The following is an 18,241-nucleotide window of genomic DNA, read 5'->3' on the forward strand; positions in this document are numbered from 1 at the left end:
AACGTCTCAGCCGCCCTCCGCGCGAAGGTCTGTTCCTGGCCGGGTAGCGCCCGCCGTCCGGGCCTGGCGATCCCGCGGGCGCGGCGTCTCATGCAAGGGGCATAAAGCCACCCTGATGAGACATGCACCTTGCTCGATAAGAGACGTTCGTGCGGAACTAGAAAGGGGTTGCGCCTCGTCGCAATCTTATATCCGGGGCAGCGTCGGGTTGATCAACCCGCTGCGCGCCCGATCAGGCGAACTCGCGACACCCCTCCGTCCGGCAGAATATTGAACCGCACATGGGTAACGATCCGTTCAGGCGCGAACGCATGCAAGCAGTCCATTTCCAGCGTCTGCTCGCCGAGCAACACGGGCCAGAACATCGATTGGGTAATGAGCGATTCGTCGGTGGCTGCCGTGACGAATGCGCCTTGCAGCGAGCAACGATCCGCGAAATTGCCTTTGAAATGCGCGGTGTCGACATCGATCCTGCTGATTTCGCCCGGCACCGCAAGTTCGACGATGCACCAGTCACAGCCCGGTTCGCGACGTCGGCGGGTTTCCCACCCTTCACCTATGTTGGCCGCACGCGTGGGCAAGAGCAGATTTGACGCGAGGCCGTAGTGTTCGTTGTTCGTCGCAACGATCCGCGCTCCATTCATCGCTGACGCCAGATCGATTTCGGCGTTCCTCGGGAGTTCGCGGCGCGGCCGGCCGAACACGCGTAATCGCGCGACACCCCCGTCCGGGTAAATATTCAGTCTTATGTGCGTGTAGACGGCGCCCGCTGCCGCTTCGACTGCGTGAAAGTGATGCGCGTTGCCATTCAGAGCTACCGCGGGCAGCACTTCGGTCCATTGCGTGTCGAAGCGCGGAATGTCGTCATCCGAGCGGCACGCGTCGATCGATGCCGCGGGAGGAAAGTTGCCGGTGAAATGGCTCGTGTCGATATCGACGCCCATCAGACCGCCCGCCACGCCTAGCTTGACGATACAGAAGTCGTGGCCGGTCACGCGCTTGCGGCGCGACTCCCATTCGTCCATCCATTTGCCGTTGTCGTCGTATTTGCCAGGGATGAACACGGCCGGTTCCGGAGCCAGCATGCGGGCCATCGGTGCGAAAAAGTCGTCACTGGTGAGTACGGCTTGTGCGCCGAGACGAGGGTCCGCGAGGTTGATGCCCGTGCACGTAAAGGCCGGAGCATTCGGGTCGAAAGCGGGAATTGCCATGTGCGTGAGGGTCTACCCGGGATAGTTGAAATGATGAAGGTTCAGGCTTCCGGAACCCACGATTGTGTGCCTTGCAGACCGGATACGAAGTCGTCGAGCACGGCGATGTCAACCGGTTGCGGCGTGTTGTCGCCTTGCCCCTGAATCTTGACGATATCCTGCGGACAAGCGGAAAACGCAACGAAGCAATCCATTTCGGCGCGTAGCGTGATGTACTCGCCAGGCTTCGTCACAGTAGGCAACGTATGCAGCGTGATGCCGTCCGGTTGCACGCGGATGTTCATGAAGATATTGAACGATGCGAGGTTCTGGCGCGGCGGCGTCACGCCGAGTTCGAACATCCCTTCGAACATGTTGTCGCAACAGTTGCGATGGTAGCCGCGCACGCCGAGCAATTCGTAGCGTTTGCGATCGCAGGCCGCCATGAAGGTGTCGTGGACGCCGGGCGTCGTGTCTTCCACGACCGTCAGCACCGGATGGCGCAGGTTGGTCACGAAGCTGTCGCCAACCACCGGATTTAGCCGCTGGTTCCACACGCGCGTAGTCTCCATGCACATGTATTCGTTCAGGTCGTACGCATTCCATGCCCAGCAGTCCACGACTTGCGTGCCATGGGTATTGATGATTCGCACGGCCTGGCCCGCTTTCAGTCGGACTGCCTTGCCGTGCCCGGCGGGGACGGTCAGTATGGGTTGATTCGTATAGCTCATGAGCGTGAATTTTCCAGAGTAAAGCGATAGAGAAATTGCTGGAGTCGCGGCGACGAAGGTGTATCGATCACTTGTGCTGGTGGCCCCTGTTCGACGACGTGTCCGCCATCCATGAAGATCACGCGGTCCGCGACACCGCGCGCAAAGCCTATTTCATGCGTGACGACGATCATCGTCGTGTCGTTCGCGGCGAGTCCGCGCATTACGGCCAGCACTTCGCCAACCAGTTCGGGATCGAGCGCGCTGGTCGGTTCATCGAACAGGATGACTTCGGGCGCCATCGCGAGCGTGCGGGCAATGCCGACGCGCTGCTGCTGGCCGCCCGACAGGTTCGCAGGCATCGACGTGTGCTTGCCGCCGAGGCCAACCTGCCGCAGCGCTTCGATGGCGAGGTCAGAGGCGGCGAGACGGTTCATCCGTTTGACCGACAGCAATCCTTCCATCACGTTTTCGAGCACTGTCATATGCGGCCACAGATTGAAACTCTGAAACACCATGCCGATCCGGCTGCGCTGCGCACGTATCTCGCGGTCGGGGCGCCGGATCGTCGTGCCGTTCGGATTCTCGCGCAAACCGATCCGCTGGTCGCCGATCCAGATCGCGCCTTCATCGGGTGGGGAAAGCCAGTTCAGGCAGCGCAGCAGCGTCGATTTTCCAGACCCCGATGGACCGAGTACGCAGACCGTTTCGCCGCGCGCGACTGTCAGATCGACGCCGTCGAGAATGCGGTTCGCGCCGAACGACTTGACGATGCCGCTCGCCTTCAACGCCACGGACGGTGTGCTATCGGATGGGTTCATACTTATCACCGGGGCAGGGTGACCCGATGGGAGCGGCCGAGACGGCGCTCCCAATGACGGGTCGAAAAGTGGATGACGGACGTGGCGGCCCAGTAGACCATCGCGACGACGAAATAGACTTCGAGCGGAGCGTACGTGTCGGACACGACACCCTTCGCGGTGAACATGAACTCGTGCACTGAGATCACCGAGAGCAACGCGGAGTCCTTGACGAGGCCGATCAGCAAACCCGTCAGCGTGGGCAGCAGCAGCGGCAACGCTTGCGGGGCGACGATGCGGCGTGCGATCGCAACCGGCGACATACCGATCGCGACGCCCGCTTCGACGGTTCCCGCAGGCACCGCGGCGACAGCAGCCTGAATCACTTCTGCGACGTACGGGCCGTAATAGATCGCGAGGGTGACCGTGCCTACCAGCGGCGCGGGCAGCAGCACGCCGAAATCGGGTAAAACGAAAAACATCACGTACAGCAGCACGAGCAGCGGCAGGCCGAGCGTCAATGCGGTGTAACCGCGAATCATCGCCGCCAGCCACGGACCGCTGCGCCGCTGGCCCACGGTCAGCAGAACGCCCAGCACGCCCGACATCGCGGCGCCGGCCGCACACAACCAGACCGTGCTGCCGAGCCCTGCCGCAAGCTCCGGCCAGTCGCCGGACAGAACGCTGAGATCGAAGCTCATCGCGCCACTCCCGTCGCGACCGGTTCGACGCCGGAGGTGCGCGGCGAACGCTGTGCGCGTCGCGCGACATAGATGACCGGTAGCGCGACCGCCAGATAACCGACGCTGACAAGCAGCATCACTTGCGTCGACGTGTAGGTTCGCGCGATCACCATCTGTCCGGCGTACGTCAGTTCGGTGACGGCGACGACCGACGCGAGCGGGGTGGTTTTCAGCAGGATCGTGAATTCGTTGATGAGTGCGGGCAGGCTGGCCTTCAGCATCTGCGGCAGTGCGATCCTGAGTGCAATGCGCCACGGCGCCATACCGAGCGCAATCGCGGCTTCGTACTGGCCGGCCGTGATCACCCGCAGATTGCCGCGCAGGATTTCCGCCGTGTAAGCACCGCTATTCAGGCCGAGCGTGAGCGCGGCGGCCAGCATCGGACGGCCGCCCAGGCCGATCAGCGGCAACGCAAAGAACAGCACGAACAGTTGCACGAGGGCGGGCGTGCCGCGCATGAAGCTGATGTAGAGTCGCGCGGCCCAGCGCAACGGCGCGACGCGCGTGAGTTGCATCGCGAGCGCGAGATGGCCGAACACGAGACTACCAGTTGCGCCGAGCAACGTCAGTTCCACGGTCAGCAGCCAACCGTCAATGAGTGTCGGCAGGCTGTGGATCACTTGTGGGTCAAAGCCCATCACGACGGGTTCCCCGGATCAGAGTTCGTCGAGTTCTTCGGCCACCGACAGTTCGAGCGCGCCTGGCACGTCGTTGCCGGGAATGCCGGTGCAGCAAGCCGACACGATGAACACCATGTCCGTCACCACCCGGCACGCAACGAAATCGCCGGCACGTGTGGCGTTGGGCAGCGGTTCGATGCGGCCATCCTGATGCAACGCTACGTGCATGAACAGGTTGATCGGGTCGGGTATTTTGGGCGGATTCAGGCCCAGCGATCCAATCAACGCGCCGACTGATTCGACGCACCCGGTCTGTGCCGCGTAGCCCTGTTCCGCGAGATACGCGCTCGTCGATGCGGGAAGCAGCAGATCGTGTTTGCCGCTCGAGTCCTTGCCGAGCACCATCAACGCGCGGCGACGGTTGCTGACGATCCGCATGCCCGCCTGCAACACATATGAATTGCTGAACACGCGTGTGTGATGAACCGACACGTACACGTCGCCGTTGATCCGGCTGAAGCCGAACATCGACGCGACCGCGCGCGGTTCTTTCGCCTCGATACGCAGGAGCTGGCCTGCCTTGACGTCAATCCCGCGCGACTCGCCCGCAGGCACGGCGACGGTCTTCGGGGGCAGCGGTGCGCGCGAAGGCGGTTCTTTAAGAAGCAGCATGTTGAGTCCGTTCAGGCGTCGCGGGCAGGATGGAAATGGCGATGTCGGTAATCTTCAGGCCGTTGCCGGGAATGATGTCCTGCGGACACGACGACACCGCGCACACCAGATCTTCGAGTACATCGAACGTGATGTAGTCGCCGGGCTTGCTGGTCGGATCGGTGACCTGCATCCGGCAATCTTGCGTGACCGGGCCGTTCTGAAACAGGTTGAAGGGCTCCGGCACATCGAACGGCGACAGTCCGTACAGCGCCAGACCCGCGTGCATGTTGTCGAGGCAGTTGCGATGCCCGGTCACGTTGAAATCGACCGTGAAACGGGTGTCGTCGCAGGCAGGCACGTTGGCGTCGTGAACGCCGACGGTGTCTTCGACCACCCGCAACAACGGACGCCCTAGCGACGAATACAGTGCATCGCCGACATTGAAAAATAGCGTCCGAAGCTGGCGGCGCGTATGCGTCGGCGACAGCTTCTCGCCATGATTTGACTTGACCACCGCGACGAAGTCGGCGGCCTGCTGGCCCTCGACGTCGATGATGGTCAACCTTTGGCCCGCCTTCACTTCGAAGGTACGTCCGTGTCCTGCCTTGACGGTGAGAGTCTGTACTGGATCTGTCATTTGATTCGGCTTGCTCAATTTACGGCGCGGGAATGAAATCGGACGTCGGCGTATCGAACGTCACGTCCAGGTTAGCTTTTTGCAGGCGCGCGAGTTCGCCGGACTTTTTCATTGCGATGATCTGGTCGCTGATCGCCTTGTTCAGACGCGTATCTTCCGGGCGTGTCGCCCAGGCAATCCATTGCGACGGTCCGAGCTCGCCGGTCGATTTCAGCTTGCCCGGATTCTGTTTGATGACGCCTGCGAGCACGGTCATATCGTCGAACACGAAATCGGCGCGACGCGTCATCAACGCAGCGACCGTCTGATCGACGCTGTCCACGCTGATCAGCTGGATCGGCGCGAGACCTTTGGCCTTCAGCGTCTCGTTGAACTGCTTGAGGATCTGTTCGGGCGCGCTCGCGCTCTTGACCGCAGCCGTCAGGCCGGCGAGAGACTCGATCTTGGCCGGCTGCGGAATCTTCGTGAAATCGGCACGCACCAGAGCGCCATTCACGGTCTTGCTGGTCGGCACTACGTAAGCAAGACGCTTTGCGCGTTCAGCGGTTACGTTCAGCGCGGAACCTTCGACATCGAACGAATGCGCGAGCAGGCCTGGAATGATCCCGCTGAACGCCATGCGCTGATATTCGATCTTTACGCCGAGATGTTTCGCGACCGCAGCCATGACGGCCGGATCGAAGCCGACAATGTTGTCATTGGAGTCGATGTATTCGTACGGCGCAAAGGTCGGATCGATCGCGACGGTCATCGTGCCCCGGCTTTTGATGTCGTCGAGCGTGTCGGCGCTCGCGGTCACCGAGTGGGTCAACGCGGCAAACGGCAACAGCGCGGCGAGGGTAATGCTGGAGAGGCGGCGTTTCGACATCATGGAACTCCCGTCGACAGGTGGACGATGCATCTTCAATGCATGATCTGTACCAACCCGACGACAGAAACACAGGTTTCATGGGGTTACTTGAAAAAACACCTGTTTCTATAAAGGTTTTCGAGAAACATGAATTTCAAGTCCCATGGTTCGACCTATAATGACGCCAACGCGAGATGCCGACCGTCTGCACCCGGTGCGTGCAAGAGAACAGCGATGCACGTTCGCGGTGCTCATTTCGCACCACGACAGGCTCTCCACCTACTCACAGGCCGAAATGTCAAACGCTCAAACGAAACAGGAGAAGCGCGCACCGCAGTCGATCGAGAGTCGCATCGCCGAACGCTATGACGAACTGTCCGAGATCGATCAACGGTTGGCCGATGTCATTCTGAGTGCGCCGGGACAACTGGCGATGCAAACCGCCACCGAACTTGCGACGACCGCGCAGGTGTCGAAAGCGACCACGACGCGTTTTTTTCAGAAGCTCGGATATGCGTCTTATGACGACGCGCGCGCGATTGCGCGCGCGGCACAGGTAGGCGGTTCGCCGTTGTACCTACAGGATCGAGGCCGCAAGAATGCAAGGACGAAACTCGACGACGTGATTCAGGAGCATTTGCGGCACGAGGTCGAGAATCTGGCGAACACGTACCGGTCGCTCGATACGCTCGTGCTGGGCGAGGTGGTCGAAGCGGTTGCACACGCGCGGCGCGTAGTGATTATCGGGTATCGGCATAGTCATACGGTGGCCACAATGATCAGGCGTGAACTGATTCAGGTGCGCTCCGACGTGGTCTTATTGCCCGCCCCGGGCGACACAATTGGTGAATATCTCGGCGACCTGACTGCGAAGGATGTCGTGATCATCGTCGGCTTGCGGCGCCGTGTACCGGCGGTCGGTTTGGCCGCAATCGCACTGGCCGAGGCTGGCGTACCGATACTGTATATGTCGGACGTCATTGCGGGCAAACCGGCGCGACTGGCGCGTTGGGTGATCCGGTGCCACACGGATGGGCTGATGCTGTTCGACAGCAAGGTCGGCATGACGGCGGTGGTCAATCTGATCTGCTCACTGGTTGCCGAACGTCTGCTCGAGCGGGACAACAACCATTTACAGCGGGTCGAAATCTTGCACGAGAGTTTGCGCGAACTTGACTGAAAACTCGGGGATTTTTCTCGAGGGCCTGCCGCACCTGTTAGGCAGAGGTGAAGCTTCCGCGAGTGAGGTTGGGGAAACGAACACCGATTGTTGACGATTTTCGTAGCTTGTCGAACGTCCGAAAGTGGCCGCACTGCGTCCCACGACCGGGCACACCGCTCGCCCCCGGCCCAAATTTCATGCAACAGGCATAATCATCACGTCACGTGATTGAAAAAAGTAGCACGCCGAATATAAACAGGAAACACCCGCTCGCAAACTGGGATTGCAGAATGGCGCGCCATCCTGCCTAGCCATACGGCACCGGTGGGGAAAATCGAGTCTTGCCAGGTAGGCGCAGGAGCCAAGTGCGCCAAGTGTTTGTAATTGAGAACAAGCCAAAGCTCCGAACCGCTTGCCGCGCGATCGAGGCGCGGGGAACGAACCGCCGATGCGGCGCGAGCTTTGCTACCTTCTGCCGCTGCGGCGACGTTGGAGCAAACTGTCCGGTTCGCCTGCCTAACCTCTTCGCCGGTCGCCTAGCTGGCCCACTTTCCCAAATCTTGCCCATGACCTCGACCCCGCCCTCCAATCCGGCCGCTCGCCCGCGCATCCTGCTTGTCGGTCTGCTGCCCGGCCTCGGCGGCATGCATTTGCCGCGGCATCTGGCCCGCGCCGACCTCGACGTCGTGTTCTGCGGCGTGCGGACCGCCTTCGCGAGCCATTCGGGGCATGTACGCGCTTTTTACGCGTGGCCGTCCGACGGCGGCCTCGCGGTGACGCCGTTCATCGACTGTGTAACGCAGTCCCGCCCCGATTGGGTCGTGCCGCTCGACGAACTGGCGGCGCAAGTGCTACAGCAAATCGGCGTCGGCCAGTTGCAGGGCGCGCAACGGCCGCTGCCGGCCGAAGTCGTCACGCTCGTACGCAAGTCCCTGGGCGATCCGCGCGGCTATCCGCTGTTCGCGGTGCGTCGCCGCGCCTTCGAAAGCGCGCGCGCCGCCGGCGTGCCCGTGGCGCTCCAGGCGGATGCGAACACCTTCGAAGCCTGCGCGGCGTTTGCGCGGCTGCATGGCTACCCGGTGGTGCTGAAGCAAGAGTCCTCGCGCGGAGGGGCAGGTACGATTCTTCTGGATACCGAAGCGGCGCTGCGCGACTTCACGTCCAGCGAGCGCTTTCGCGACCGGAAGTGGCCGTGGGTCGTTCAGTCGTTCGTTGCGGGCGCGCTGGGCATGCATGCGGTGTTCGCGCATCAGGGCCGGGTGCTGGCCGGCCTCAGCGCGCTGCAAACGCAACGGCGCGGCGAGCGGCCGACCTCGCCCAGCAGCGTGGTCAAACTGCTGCGTCATGACGCGATGGCCGACGCGTGCGCGGCGCTAGTCGCCGCCAGCGGGGCTGGCGGATTTCACGGTTGGGATTTTCTGATCGACGAAGTCGGCCACGCCACCCTGATCGAACACAATCCGCGGCCGATCTCGATCTCGCATCTGGGCCATCTGCTCGGCGACGATCTGTGCCGCGCGCTCGCTAGCGTGTGCGGCGTCGATCGCGACAGCGTGCCGTCCAGGGGGCATGAGTGTCACGTCGCGTTGTTCCCAGACGAATGGCAGCGCGACCCGCTGAGTCCGATGCTGAACGACGCCTTTCACGATGCCCCGTGGGACGACCGCACGCTGTTCACGGTTTTGCTGCAGCAGAACGTGCGGCTGATCTGATCCGCGCGAATCCGTTCGGGGGCCTGGAACACGGCGCCACCAGGGCGCCGTGTTCATTCCCTCTGACCGGTCTGCTTAAAACAACTGACGCAGCTTCAACGTGCCGGCTTGGGACACATAGCCCTTGCCCGCTTCCACTTCGTAGCGCGCGGTCACGCTCAGGTTGCTCGCACGCAGCAGCGTCACACCAACGATGGCCGCCGCGAGGTCGGAGACCGGCGAAGCGCCGACGCTGGTGAACGAGGTCAGGCCGCTCGGATCGGCCGCGTAGCTCGCGGCGGTGCTCGTACGGCTGCGATCGTACTCATGCCGCCAGGCGAGCGTGAGTTCCGGCACGACGACGCCGTACGACGTGGCGAAGTCGCGCGACAGCTTGGCGCCCAGATCGCTCTTCACCGAGGCCGTGTTCGCGCTGCCCACGGTCAGCGCAGCACCATTGCCGCCAGTCTCGGTGTAGCCGTTCTGGTGCAGGTAGCTGTAGGTCAGCGCGGCGAGCGGCGTCACCGTGTAGGCGCCGGCCGCGAGCGGCGCGCCGAGTTCGGCGCGCACGACGTACTCCGTGCCGCTGAAGCTGCCGTTGGCGTTGCCCGAGTAGCCGTCGAAGGCGATCTGGCGCTGCTCGTCGTAGTGCTGCAGCACCGCGCCGCCCGACACGTTCGCGTACCAGCGGCTCGCCGTGTAGCTGCCGTAAGCCATCAAACCGTACGAGTTGACGCGGGTCGTGTCGCCGGCCGTCGAGCCTGTGTTGTTGATCGCCGCAGTGCTGTAGCTGAAGACGCCGCCGGCGCGCCACGCATCGCCGATCGCGCGGTCCATGCCGACCATCAGACCGCCGAAATTGGCGCTGTAGCCGTCGACCTCATTGCGTTCGTCCTGGCTCGCGTGGCCGCCGAATGCCTGGCCCCACAGACCGTTGGGCAACGCGCCTTCGCCGGTCGAGACGCCGCTGCCACTGCCAACTCCCTCGTTGTCGGCCAGCCGCAAGCCCTGCAGATGCGTTGAAATCACGTCGAGCACGCCGTAGGTCGGCGCGGCGGCCGCCCGTGCGGTCGCCGCCTGCGAGATCGGCGCGAGCTGCGCGCCGGCGCGGTTCACGTCGGCGATCGTGCCGTACGTCGACAGCGCGATTGCCGCGTCGTACAGGTTCAGCAGCTTCGCGTCGCTCACGCCCGTGTACCTGAGTAGCCCGGCGTATGCCTGGCGCGCCTGCTGGCGCGTCGGAACCAGCAGCGCCGGCGGTGTGCTCGGGGTGGTCGTCATGCCCGTGTCCGTGCCAGTGGTCGTGCCGGTTCCGGTTCCGGTGCCTGTGCCCGTGGTCGTGCCGGTTCCGGTTCCGGTGCCCGTGCCCGTGGTTGCCGTGCTGTCGGCGATCGTCACGACCAGGTCGGTATGCGTGCCGGACGTGACCGATGCGCCCGTCGCGGTGAGCGTGCCGGCCGCGCTTGCGAGCGAGTACTGCAGCGACGCCGCGTTGTAATTCGCGGTCCCGGCCGTATCGACGACGACGAAGCGTTGCCCTGCGGCAAACGCGTAGTTGCCCGTGGTGCTCTTGAGCTGCACCGACGAATTCGCCTCGATGGTCGTATCGCCCGAGACGATCAGCCGGCCGTAGCCGCTGTCCGAGCTGGCGCCGGTGGTCACCGCGCTGTCAGTGACGCCGCTTAGCAGCGTCGCGCCGGCGTACTGGTAGTAGTTGCCGGTAATCGCGACCGGCGCGTCGACCTCCAGCACTGCGCCGACGTTGCGGACCGTCTGGCTGCCCACGTCGATCGTGTCGGCGAGCCGCACATTGCCGGTGCCGAACGACAGATCGGCCGCGGTGCTGCTGATCATGCCGTTCACCAGCGCGCCGAAGGTGGTGCCCGTGCCACCGCTGATGGTCAACGCATGCGACGAGTCGTTGACGATGTTGCCGTCGATCGTCCCGCTATTCGCGATCGCCCCGATCGTGCCCGAGTTGTAGATCGCGGTCGCGCCGCTAATTGTGCCGGCGTTGTCGATCGCGGTGATCGTGCCGGTGTTGTAGATGCCGAAATTGCCGCCGGTGATGGTGCCCGCATTCGGCCCGGACGTCTCGTTGTCGATCAATCCGATGGTGCCGGTCGCACTGCCCACGGTTCCGTTGTAAATCCCGTACTGGCCGCCTTCGATCACGCCGTAATTACGCAGCGTACCGATCGAACCCGTCGACGCATCGATACCCGCGAAGGTGGTCCCGTGAATCAGACCCAGATTACCGATGAATGAAATGCTGCCGGTATTGCGAATCCCGGTGTGGTTACCCGTGATCGTCGAGTTGTTCTCGTTTCCGAGATCCCCGATAGAACCGGTCGCCTCGTTATAGACCCCCGACGATTGACTCCCGATTATCGTCGCCTGGTTGTCGAGATTGTCCATCGATCCGGTATTCAACACGCCATAACCGTTAATGAACAGCCCGCGATTGATCAGCGAAACGATACTGCCCTCATTCGTAACCGCGCCCGTCGCGGTATTGCCGGAAATGGTGTAGCCGCCCAGCAGCAAAATCTCCGAATACGCGTTGCCGGTGGCGACGTCGTACGGCGCTGTCAGGTTGGCCGCGATCGTAACGGAGGGCGGCGCGCTCGCGTACGAGGACTGCGCGGCGAGCAGCAGCCACGCGCTGGCGACCGCCGTCGCGAGGACGCTTTTTTTGGCGGCGGGCCGGAATTCAATGAGCTGCATGACCATGAGTGCGTTGTTCTAGGTGAGTCGGTAAAAAATGCCGGATAATGCAACTACGGCAACCGCATCCGGGCGCCACGCTGTCGGCTTCACCCATTAACGACCCCCCTAGCATTTTCTTTAGGCGCTTATTTCCAATTTATTTTCTGTCGAAACCATTCATTACGCGGTACGCGGGTCGTTAACCGCTCATACCGGCAATAGCGTTCAGGTAAAACGTTTGCCGCGATTGGCCAGATTAATTCGACGTCCCGATAATCCCCGTCGCGCGAAAAACCGCACGGCAGTTCGATTAAGCCCGGGAGTCGGCGCGCGCTGCGATGCTGTATCGTTGCGACCTACCGTTTTGAAACCCCACGATGCCCACTTCCCGCCCGTCCGAGACCCTGACCATCCCCGAGGCGCTCTCACGCGCGCACGCGCACTGGGAGGCTGGCCAGGCCGCGCAGGCCGAAACGCTGTGCCGGCGCGTGCTCGCCGCTGTGCCGGATCAGCCGGACGCGCTGCACCTGCTGGGCCTGATGGCTCACGCGTACGGCCATCTCGATGCCGCGATCGCGCATCTCGGCACTGCCTGCCGGGCGCCAAGCGTGCCCGCCTCGTACGCGGCCAATCTCGCCGAAATGTGCCGGCAAAAAGGTCTGCTCGCGCAGGCGGAAGCGGCCGCGCGCCAGGCCGTCGCGCTTGATCCAGCGCTGGTCGCGGGCTGGAACAACCTTGGCATCGTGCTGCAGGAGGCTGGCCATTACGACGAAAGCCACGCGTGTCTCGAACGCGTGGTCGCGCTGAGACCGCACTGGGCCGACGCGTACAACAATCTGGGCAATACCTGTCGCCGCCAGCAGCGCTTCGACCTCGCCGAGACGCATTACCGGCGCGCGCTCGCGCTCGACCCCGACTCCGCGCTGGCGCACAGCAACCTCGCGTTTCTGCTGTCCACGCAAGGGCGTCTGGACGAGGCCGCCGTCGAAGCGCGCACCGCGATCGATCTCGATCCGCGCATGATCGATGCGTACCTGAATCTCGCCGACGTCGAAGCCTCACGGCATCGCTACGACGCGGTGTGGCAGGCGCTTGACATGTTGCGCGCGTTCGCGCCGCATCATCCGGCCGAGCGGGTCGCGCGCGCCAAGGCGCTGCGGCAGCGCGAACAGCTCGACGCGGCGCTCACCTGCGCGCGCGAAGCGCTGGCGCTCGCGCCCCACAACGCCGAAGCGCACCACGTGCTCGCGCAAATATTGCAGACGCTCGGTCGCACCGACGACGCGCTCGACGCGTTCGCACAGGCTGCGCGACTACCGGGCACGCTGCGGGAAAGCGCGCTGCTAGGCCGCGCCGCGCTGTTGACGGAAGCGGGCAGCCGCGACGCCGCGCTGAATGCGTGGCAGGACGTGCTCACGGCGTTTCCCGGATCGGCGCGCGCAATCGTCGGCCGAGCCGACACGCGCACCTTCACTGACGCCGACGACAGCGACATCGCCGCGCTGGAAGACTACGTCGCGGCCGGCGAGCGTCATCCGCTGGACGTGCGGGTGGCGGCGCGCTTCGCGCTCGGCAAGGCGTACCTGGACCTCGGCGACGGCGCGCGCGCGTTCGCGCATCTTGACGAGGGCAACCGCCTGAAGCGCGCGAGCTTCGACTACGACTCGGCGGCCGCTGGCGCGTGGATGGGGCGCATCGCGCAAGCGTTTGACGCTGTGCGCATGGCCGGCTCGCGCGACGACGCGGCGTCATCGCTGCCCGTGTTCGTGATCGGCATGCCGCATTCGGGCACGACGCTGATTGAACAGATCCTCGCGTCGCATCCGCAGGTCAAAGGCGCGGGCGAACTGCCGGCGCTGCGGCTCGCCGTCGACGCGCGCGGCCTGCCGGTCGAAGCGCTCGCCGCGTTGCCCGACGACGCGCTCGCCGCGCTCGGCCGCGATTATCTCGGCCGCGTCGAACCGCTCGCCGACGGTGCAGCGCGCGTCGTCGACAAGATGCCGGCCAACTTCCTGTACGCGGGACTGATCGCGCGCTGTCTGCCGAATGCGCGAATCATTCACGCGCGGCGTGATCCTGTCGATACCTGCCTGTCGTGCTACTCCAAACTGTTCGCCGGCGAGCAGCGCTTCACCTACGATCAGACCGAACTCGGCGAGTTTTACCATTACTACGAGCAGTTGCTCGCGCACTGGCGCAAGGTGCTGCCTGCCGATCGCTTCATCGAGGTCGACTACGACGCGCTCGTCGACGACGTCAAACGCGAATCGCGCCGGATGGTCGCGTTTCTCGGCCTGCCGTGGGACGACGCGTGCCTCGCGTTCCACGAGAACCCGCGGGTGGTGCGCACCGCGAGCGTGAGCCAGGTGCGTCAGCCGATCTACGCGACGTCCAGGGGACGCTGGCGCCGCTACGCCGCGCATCTGCAGCCGTTGCTCGCGGCGCTCGGTCATCCGGACGCGCATGGCGCGGACGCGGCGGCTCCGCCGGTTGCCCTAAGCACGTTCGGCGCGCCGCCTGCGCACGCCACGCCCGATACACCCAGAGCGCCTGGCGTAACAGCCACGCCGCGCGCGCCGGACGCGGGGAAGGAGCCGCGCCGATGAGCGGCCCGAAAGCATGGACCGAAGCGGCGGTGAGCGCACTGATCGGCGAGATTCGCCCGCTACTCGCCGCGCAACGCTACGAGGACGCCGAGGCGCGGCTCGCGCCGTTGCTGGCCGACTCAACCAGCGCGCCGCTCGCGCTGTGGCAGCTGCTGACCGCGGCGCTCCGGCCGCAAGGCAAGCTCGAAGCGGCCCGCGCGATCCAGCAGATGATCGCGACGCAACTCCCCGGCGACTATGCCGCGCGCTACGACCTCGCCGAAACGCTGCTACTGCTCGGCGACTTCGAGCGCGGCTGGCGCGAGTATCGCTACCGCTACAGCCTTGCGCACACCGCGTCGCTCGAGCGCAAGATCCAGCGACCGCGCTGGAACGGCCAGCCGATCCCCGGCCAAACGCTGCTGATCCACGACGAGCAAGGTTACGGCGACACCTTCCAGTTCATGCGGATGGTGCCGTGGGCGAAGCGCCGCAGCGGCGCGCGCGTGGTGCTCGAAGTGCATCCGGACGCGCTGTCGCTCGCGCGGCGGCTCGACGGCTGGGACCAGATCGTCACGCGCGGCGAGTTGCCGCCGCGCTTCGATCGGCATTGCGAAATGATGAGCCTGCCTATGGCGATGCAACTCAAGCTGGCCGACCTGCCGGGACCGGTCCCGTATCTGCGCGCCGATCCCGAGCGGCTCGCGCATTGGCGGCAGCGTCTCGCCGCCTTGCCTCGGCCGATCGTCGCGCTGGTATGGGCGGGCCGGCCAAGCCATCTGAACGACGCAAATCGCTCGCTTGCGCTGAGCCAGCTCGCGGCGCTCGCGGTGCCCGGCGTGAGCTTGGTAGCATTGCAGAAAGGGCCGGCGGCGGCGCAAGCCGCGCAGCCGCCGGCCGGCATGCCGATCGTGTCGCTTAGCAACGAGATCCGCGATTTCGAGGACACCGCCGCGATCCTGAGCGTCGTCGATCTGCTGATTTCCGTCGATTCGTCGCCGGTTCATCTGGCCGGTGCGCTAGGACGCCCGTGCTGGGTCATGCTGCCGTTCGTGCCCGACTGGCGTTGGCTGATGGACCGTCCGGATACTCCGTGGTATCCGCATACCCGCCTGTTCCGGCAATCGCGGCGCGGCGACTGGGACGGCGTGCTCGCGACGATGCGCGAATCGTTGCTGCAGTGGAGCGCCGGGCAATCGTGACGGCAACCTCGGAGGCCATTGTGCGGCGCCGTTGGCGTGAGGCTTTCGGCGCCTCGGCACCGCGGCGAATCGCTCGGGGGATCACCCGAGCGATGACCCGGCTCGTCGGCGCGAGCGCCGCGGCGGCAGCACTGAGCGGCTGCGCGAGCGTCGATCGCAATGCGCACGCCGATGCGCTGGCCGCCCCCGCGCATCTGCAACGCGAGACGGTCCGCACCGACAGCTTCTCGCTGACCGCCTACGCACGCATCACCCGCCGCGACGCGCCGATCGATGTATATATCGAAGGTGATGGCCTCGCGTGGGTGTCGCGCACTCAGCCGTCATTGGACCCGACGCCGCGCGAGGCCACCGGTCTCGCGCTCGCGGCGGCCGACCGCGCCGCCAACGTTGCCTATCTCGCGAGGCCCTGCCAGTTTACGCCGATGAGCGACAACCCGCGTTGCGCGGTCCGCTACTGGACCGGCGCGCGCTTCGCGCCGGAGGTCGTCGCGTCAATGGATCAGGCCCTGGACGCGATCGCCGCGCGCGCACCTGGACAGGGCATCCGGCTCATCGGCTATTCCGGCGGCGCCGCGCTCGCGGTGTTGATCGCCGCGCGACGGCACGACGTCGTGTCGCTGCGTACCGTCGCCGGCAACCTCGACAGCGAGTACGTGAACCGCATCCATCACGTGTCGGCGATGCCCGCGTCGCTCGATCCGATCGATGTTGCGCCGCAATTGCGCGATCTGCCGCAATTGCACTTTTCGAGCGACGCCGATGCGGTCGTGCCGCCGGCCGTCGCCGAGCGTTTCGTCGCGGCGACAGGCCCGCGCTGCGCGCGCTGGCACGTGGTGAACGGGATTGCTCACGACGGCGACTGGGCCCGCGCGTGGCCCGCGTTGCTGCGAATCGACGTGCGCTGCGAGGGCCGGTGACACTTCGCGCACACGGGTCGTCCACAAGGCGCTGCGCGTGCGCTTTCAGTCGCTGGAATGGAGGGCATTGGTAGATGCGACGTCGCTAAAAAAGTTTCATCAGCATGGCATGGCGGTGATGGAAGGAACGTGGATCGAGTTCTTTCGGGATTGGGCGGTAGAATATAAGAAGCCTAGGGACGGTCTGAACAACGCAGTTTTGGAGCGCTGTTCAGATTTTCAGTGATCGTCGATCCATTTCGGATCTTCCGGGACCAGGCAAAGAGTTCGGGATTGCCCGCCCGATGCGCAGGCGTGACTGACGCTGCATGTCATCCCTTGCACAACGTTTTGCGCACCATCCAGAGGTTGCCCAGAGTGAGCATCGTGGTGATCCGTGCGGTGTTCTTCTTCAAGCCCCGGTACCGCGTCATGACGTAACCAAACTGTCGCTTGAGAATCCGAAATGGGTGTTCCACCTTCGCACGTACCCCGGCCTTGACGCGTTCTATCTGGTCTTAGATTGCGTCCAGCCGATCACTCAGATCGAGCTGCGTGCTCCGGCCCGCGGGTCATCGCTATATGCCAGCGTACCCGTTTGTTTTGATCTCGCTTTTCAATTCCCCGATAACCGGCATCGGCATAAACGTCTGTTTCCTTGCCTCGTGTCTACGGCTGCATTCGCTGCGGTTGCCATGAGTTCGCGTAGTCGCGATCGCGTCATGCCGGCGTCCACCCGGTAGAGCGAAGAAGCGCGTGGCCGCCGTATGATCTCACTCAACCGTCGCACAGGATGCTGGCGCCAGACTCCAGTACACTTCCAGGTGGAATACTCGATGAAATGCCGTTCAGCAGCAGTCGTCGCGGCACCGATCCTCGTCGTGCTCGGCACGGCGGTTGTTGCGCCGCTCACCCTTGCCGACGTCACGGCGCGCCAGAAAGAAGTCGCGCAACACGGTGCGGACGTGATGCCGTTCTCGCTCGCGGCGACCACCCACATCTTTACGAAGACGGCCGATGGTGGCGTCCAGCGGGTCGTCACGAAGCACCCCGACGCGAAGCAGACCGCGCTAATCCGCGGACATCTTGCGGCGATCGCCCGTCGCTTCTCGGCAGGCGATTTCGGAGCGCCGGAGCGGATCCACGGCAACGACATGCCAGGCCTCGCCGTATTGCGTGCCGCACGGCCCGGCGAACTGAAGATCGACTATCGCGACGTTCGCCGCGGCGGCGAAATCGTGTATCGCAGCGAGCAGCCTCGTCTGGTCGCCGCGCTGCACGACTGGTTCGATGCCCAACTGTCCGATCACGGGGACGACGCGATGGCCGGGCACGATCCGGGCGCGATGCATCACCATCCCGCAGACGCTTCAGCGCCGTGAACGTATAGGAGGGCTGGCATGAGCGTGCCTGATTGCGAGATTCGCCGCGCCGCCGCCACGGACTTCGACGGCATTCGCGCGTTGCTGGACCTCTGCGGGTTGCCCGCAAGCGACCTCGCCGCGCAAATCCTCGGCGGCTTCCACGTGGCCGTGCGCGACGCCGAGATCATCGGAGTAGCGGGACTGGAACAAGCCGGCGATGCGGCCCTGTTGCGTTCGTTCGCCGTTCACTCACAACCTGCGCGCATCCGGTCTGGGTACCCGTCTTATCGATGCTTCCATTGCGCTAGCTCAAACGCGATCCCCGCGCGCGCTTTACCTTATTCCGAACGATAAATCCGCCCACGCGTTCTTCGCGCGGCGCGGATTCACGCGCATCGAGCGAAACCACATTCCCGGGGCGATTC

Annotated in this window: 16 protein-coding genes and 2 pseudogenes; 8 read left to right on the forward strand and 10 right to left on the reverse strand. The window is 64.3% G+C overall.

Annotated elements, in window-relative coordinates:
* Positions 1-212: 212 nt before the first annotated feature.
* From alc to BHE01S_RS30215, 8 genes are read right to left on the reverse strand one after another with little or no spacing between them, the layout of a single operon-like run.
* Positions 213-1,211: an allantoicase gene (gene alc, locus BHE01S_RS30180; RefSeq protein WP_042270486.1), complete on the reverse strand. Its 999-nt coding sequence runs from the start codon at positions 1,209-1,211 to the stop codon at positions 213-215.
* Between the two features lie 41 nt (positions 1,212-1,252).
* Positions 1,253-1,921, reverse strand: a complete 669-nt coding sequence (locus tag BHE01S_RS30185) for a DUF1989 domain-containing protein (protein WP_042270488.1) — start codon at positions 1,919-1,921, stop codon at positions 1,253-1,255.
* On the reverse strand, positions 1,918-2,721 hold the full coding sequence (locus BHE01S_RS30190) for an amino acid ABC transporter ATP-binding protein (protein WP_042270490.1): 804 nt from the start codon (positions 2,719-2,721) through the stop codon (positions 1,918-1,920). Before BHE01S_RS30190 ends, BHE01S_RS30185 begins: the two co-directional genes overlap by 4 nt.
* 5 nt (positions 2,722-2,726) lie before the next feature.
* Positions 2,727-3,401, reverse strand: coding sequence for an amino acid ABC transporter permease (locus BHE01S_RS30195; protein WP_042270492.1), 675 nt, complete (start codon positions 3,399-3,401; stop codon positions 2,727-2,729).
* A complete protein-coding gene (locus BHE01S_RS30200) occupies positions 3,398-4,081 on the reverse strand; it encodes an amino acid ABC transporter permease (RefSeq protein ID WP_042270494.1) in 684 nt (227 codons plus the stop codon). Before BHE01S_RS30200 ends, BHE01S_RS30195 begins: the two co-directional genes overlap by 4 nt.
* An 18-nt stretch (positions 4,082-4,099) precedes the next feature.
* Entirely contained in the window at positions 4,100-4,735 is a 636-nt protein-coding gene (locus tag BHE01S_RS30205) for an urea carboxylase-associated family protein (protein WP_042270495.1), read from the reverse strand.
* The gene (locus BHE01S_RS30210) at positions 4,722-5,354 is read right to left on the reverse strand and encodes a DUF1989 domain-containing protein (RefSeq protein WP_042270524.1); all 633 of its coding nucleotides are present in this window, start codon (positions 5,352-5,354) and stop codon (positions 4,722-4,724) included. Before BHE01S_RS30210 ends, BHE01S_RS30205 begins: the two co-directional genes overlap by 14 nt.
* Before the next feature lie 19 nt (positions 5,355-5,373).
* On the reverse strand, positions 5,374-6,222 hold the full coding sequence (locus BHE01S_RS30215) for a transporter substrate-binding domain-containing protein (RefSeq protein ID WP_042270526.1): 849 nt from the start codon (positions 6,220-6,222) through the stop codon (positions 5,374-5,376).
* A gap of 160 nt (positions 6,223-6,382) precedes the next feature.
* On the opposite strand from BHE01S_RS30215, the gene BHE01S_RS30220 reads away from it, so the two are divergent.
* Both BHE01S_RS30220 and BHE01S_RS30225 read left to right on the forward strand, forming a co-directional pair.
* Positions 6,383-7,384 (forward strand): MurR/RpiR family transcriptional regulator, encoded by a 1,002-nt coding sequence (locus BHE01S_RS30220; RefSeq protein WP_245639900.1) that lies wholly within the window; start codon positions 6,383-6,385, stop codon positions 7,382-7,384.
* A gap of 548 nt (positions 7,385-7,932) precedes the next feature.
* Positions 7,933-9,078: an ATP-binding protein gene (locus BHE01S_RS30225; protein ID WP_042270497.1), complete on the forward strand. Its 1,146-nt coding sequence runs from the start codon at positions 7,933-7,935 to the stop codon at positions 9,076-9,078.
* 75 nt (positions 9,079-9,153) lie between these two features.
* Here the strand turns inward: BHE01S_RS30225 and BHE01S_RS30230 are convergent, their stop codons facing one another.
* Positions 9,154-11,784, reverse strand: coding sequence for an autotransporter outer membrane beta-barrel domain-containing protein (locus tag BHE01S_RS30230; RefSeq protein WP_167337722.1), 2,631 nt, complete (start codon positions 11,782-11,784; stop codon positions 9,154-9,156).
* Positions 11,785-12,143: 359 nt separating this feature from the next.
* On the opposite strand from BHE01S_RS30230, the gene BHE01S_RS30235 reads away from it, so the two are divergent.
* The 3 genes from BHE01S_RS30235 (at position 12,144) to BHE01S_RS30245 (ending at position 16,473) form a co-directional block, all read left to right on the forward strand.
* Complete coding sequence (locus tag BHE01S_RS30235) at positions 12,144-14,372, forward strand: tetratricopeptide repeat-containing sulfotransferase family protein (RefSeq protein WP_063769113.1); 2,229 nt, start codon at positions 12,144-12,146, stop codon at positions 14,370-14,372.
* Positions 14,369-15,553, forward strand: coding sequence for a glycosyltransferase family 9 protein (locus BHE01S_RS30240; RefSeq protein WP_042270499.1), 1,185 nt, complete (start codon positions 14,369-14,371; stop codon positions 15,551-15,553). Before BHE01S_RS30235 ends, BHE01S_RS30240 begins: the two co-directional genes overlap by 4 nt.
* 92 nt (positions 15,554-15,645) lie before the next feature.
* Entirely contained in the window at positions 15,646-16,473 is an 828-nt protein-coding gene (locus tag BHE01S_RS30245) for an alpha/beta hydrolase (protein ID WP_042270500.1), read from the forward strand.
* A 311-nt stretch (positions 16,474-16,784) separates the two neighbouring features.
* On the opposite strand, the pseudogene BHE01S_RS37295 reads toward BHE01S_RS30245, so the two are convergent.
* Positions 16,785-17,115, reverse strand: a pseudogene (locus BHE01S_RS37295) (transposase); the annotation flags it as partial.
* Between the two features lie 173 nt (positions 17,116-17,288).
* Between BHE01S_RS37295 and BHE01S_RS30250 the strand changes: the two are divergent.
* From BHE01S_RS30250 to BHE01S_RS39945, 3 genes and pseudogenes are all read left to right on the forward strand, one after another.
* Positions 17,289-17,834 carry a hypothetical protein gene (locus tag BHE01S_RS30250; protein WP_042270533.1) on the forward strand — a complete coding sequence of 182 codons (546 nt, stop codon included), beginning with the start codon at positions 17,289-17,291 and terminating at the stop codon, positions 17,832-17,834.
* 18 nt (positions 17,835-17,852) lie between these two features.
* A complete protein-coding gene (locus BHE01S_RS30255) occupies positions 17,853-18,170 on the forward strand; it encodes a GNAT family N-acetyltransferase (RefSeq protein ID WP_245639901.1) in 318 nt (105 codons plus the stop codon).
* Positions 18,115-18,241: pseudogene (locus BHE01S_RS39945) on the forward strand (arsenite efflux transporter metallochaperone ArsD); the annotation flags it as partial. The gene BHE01S_RS30255 and the pseudogene BHE01S_RS39945, both read left to right, overlap by 56 nt.

It is taken from the genome of Paraburkholderia heleia NBRC 101817, assembly GCF_000739775.1.
Taxonomy (GTDB): domain Bacteria; phylum Pseudomonadota; class Gammaproteobacteria; order Burkholderiales; family Burkholderiaceae; genus Paraburkholderia; species Paraburkholderia heleia.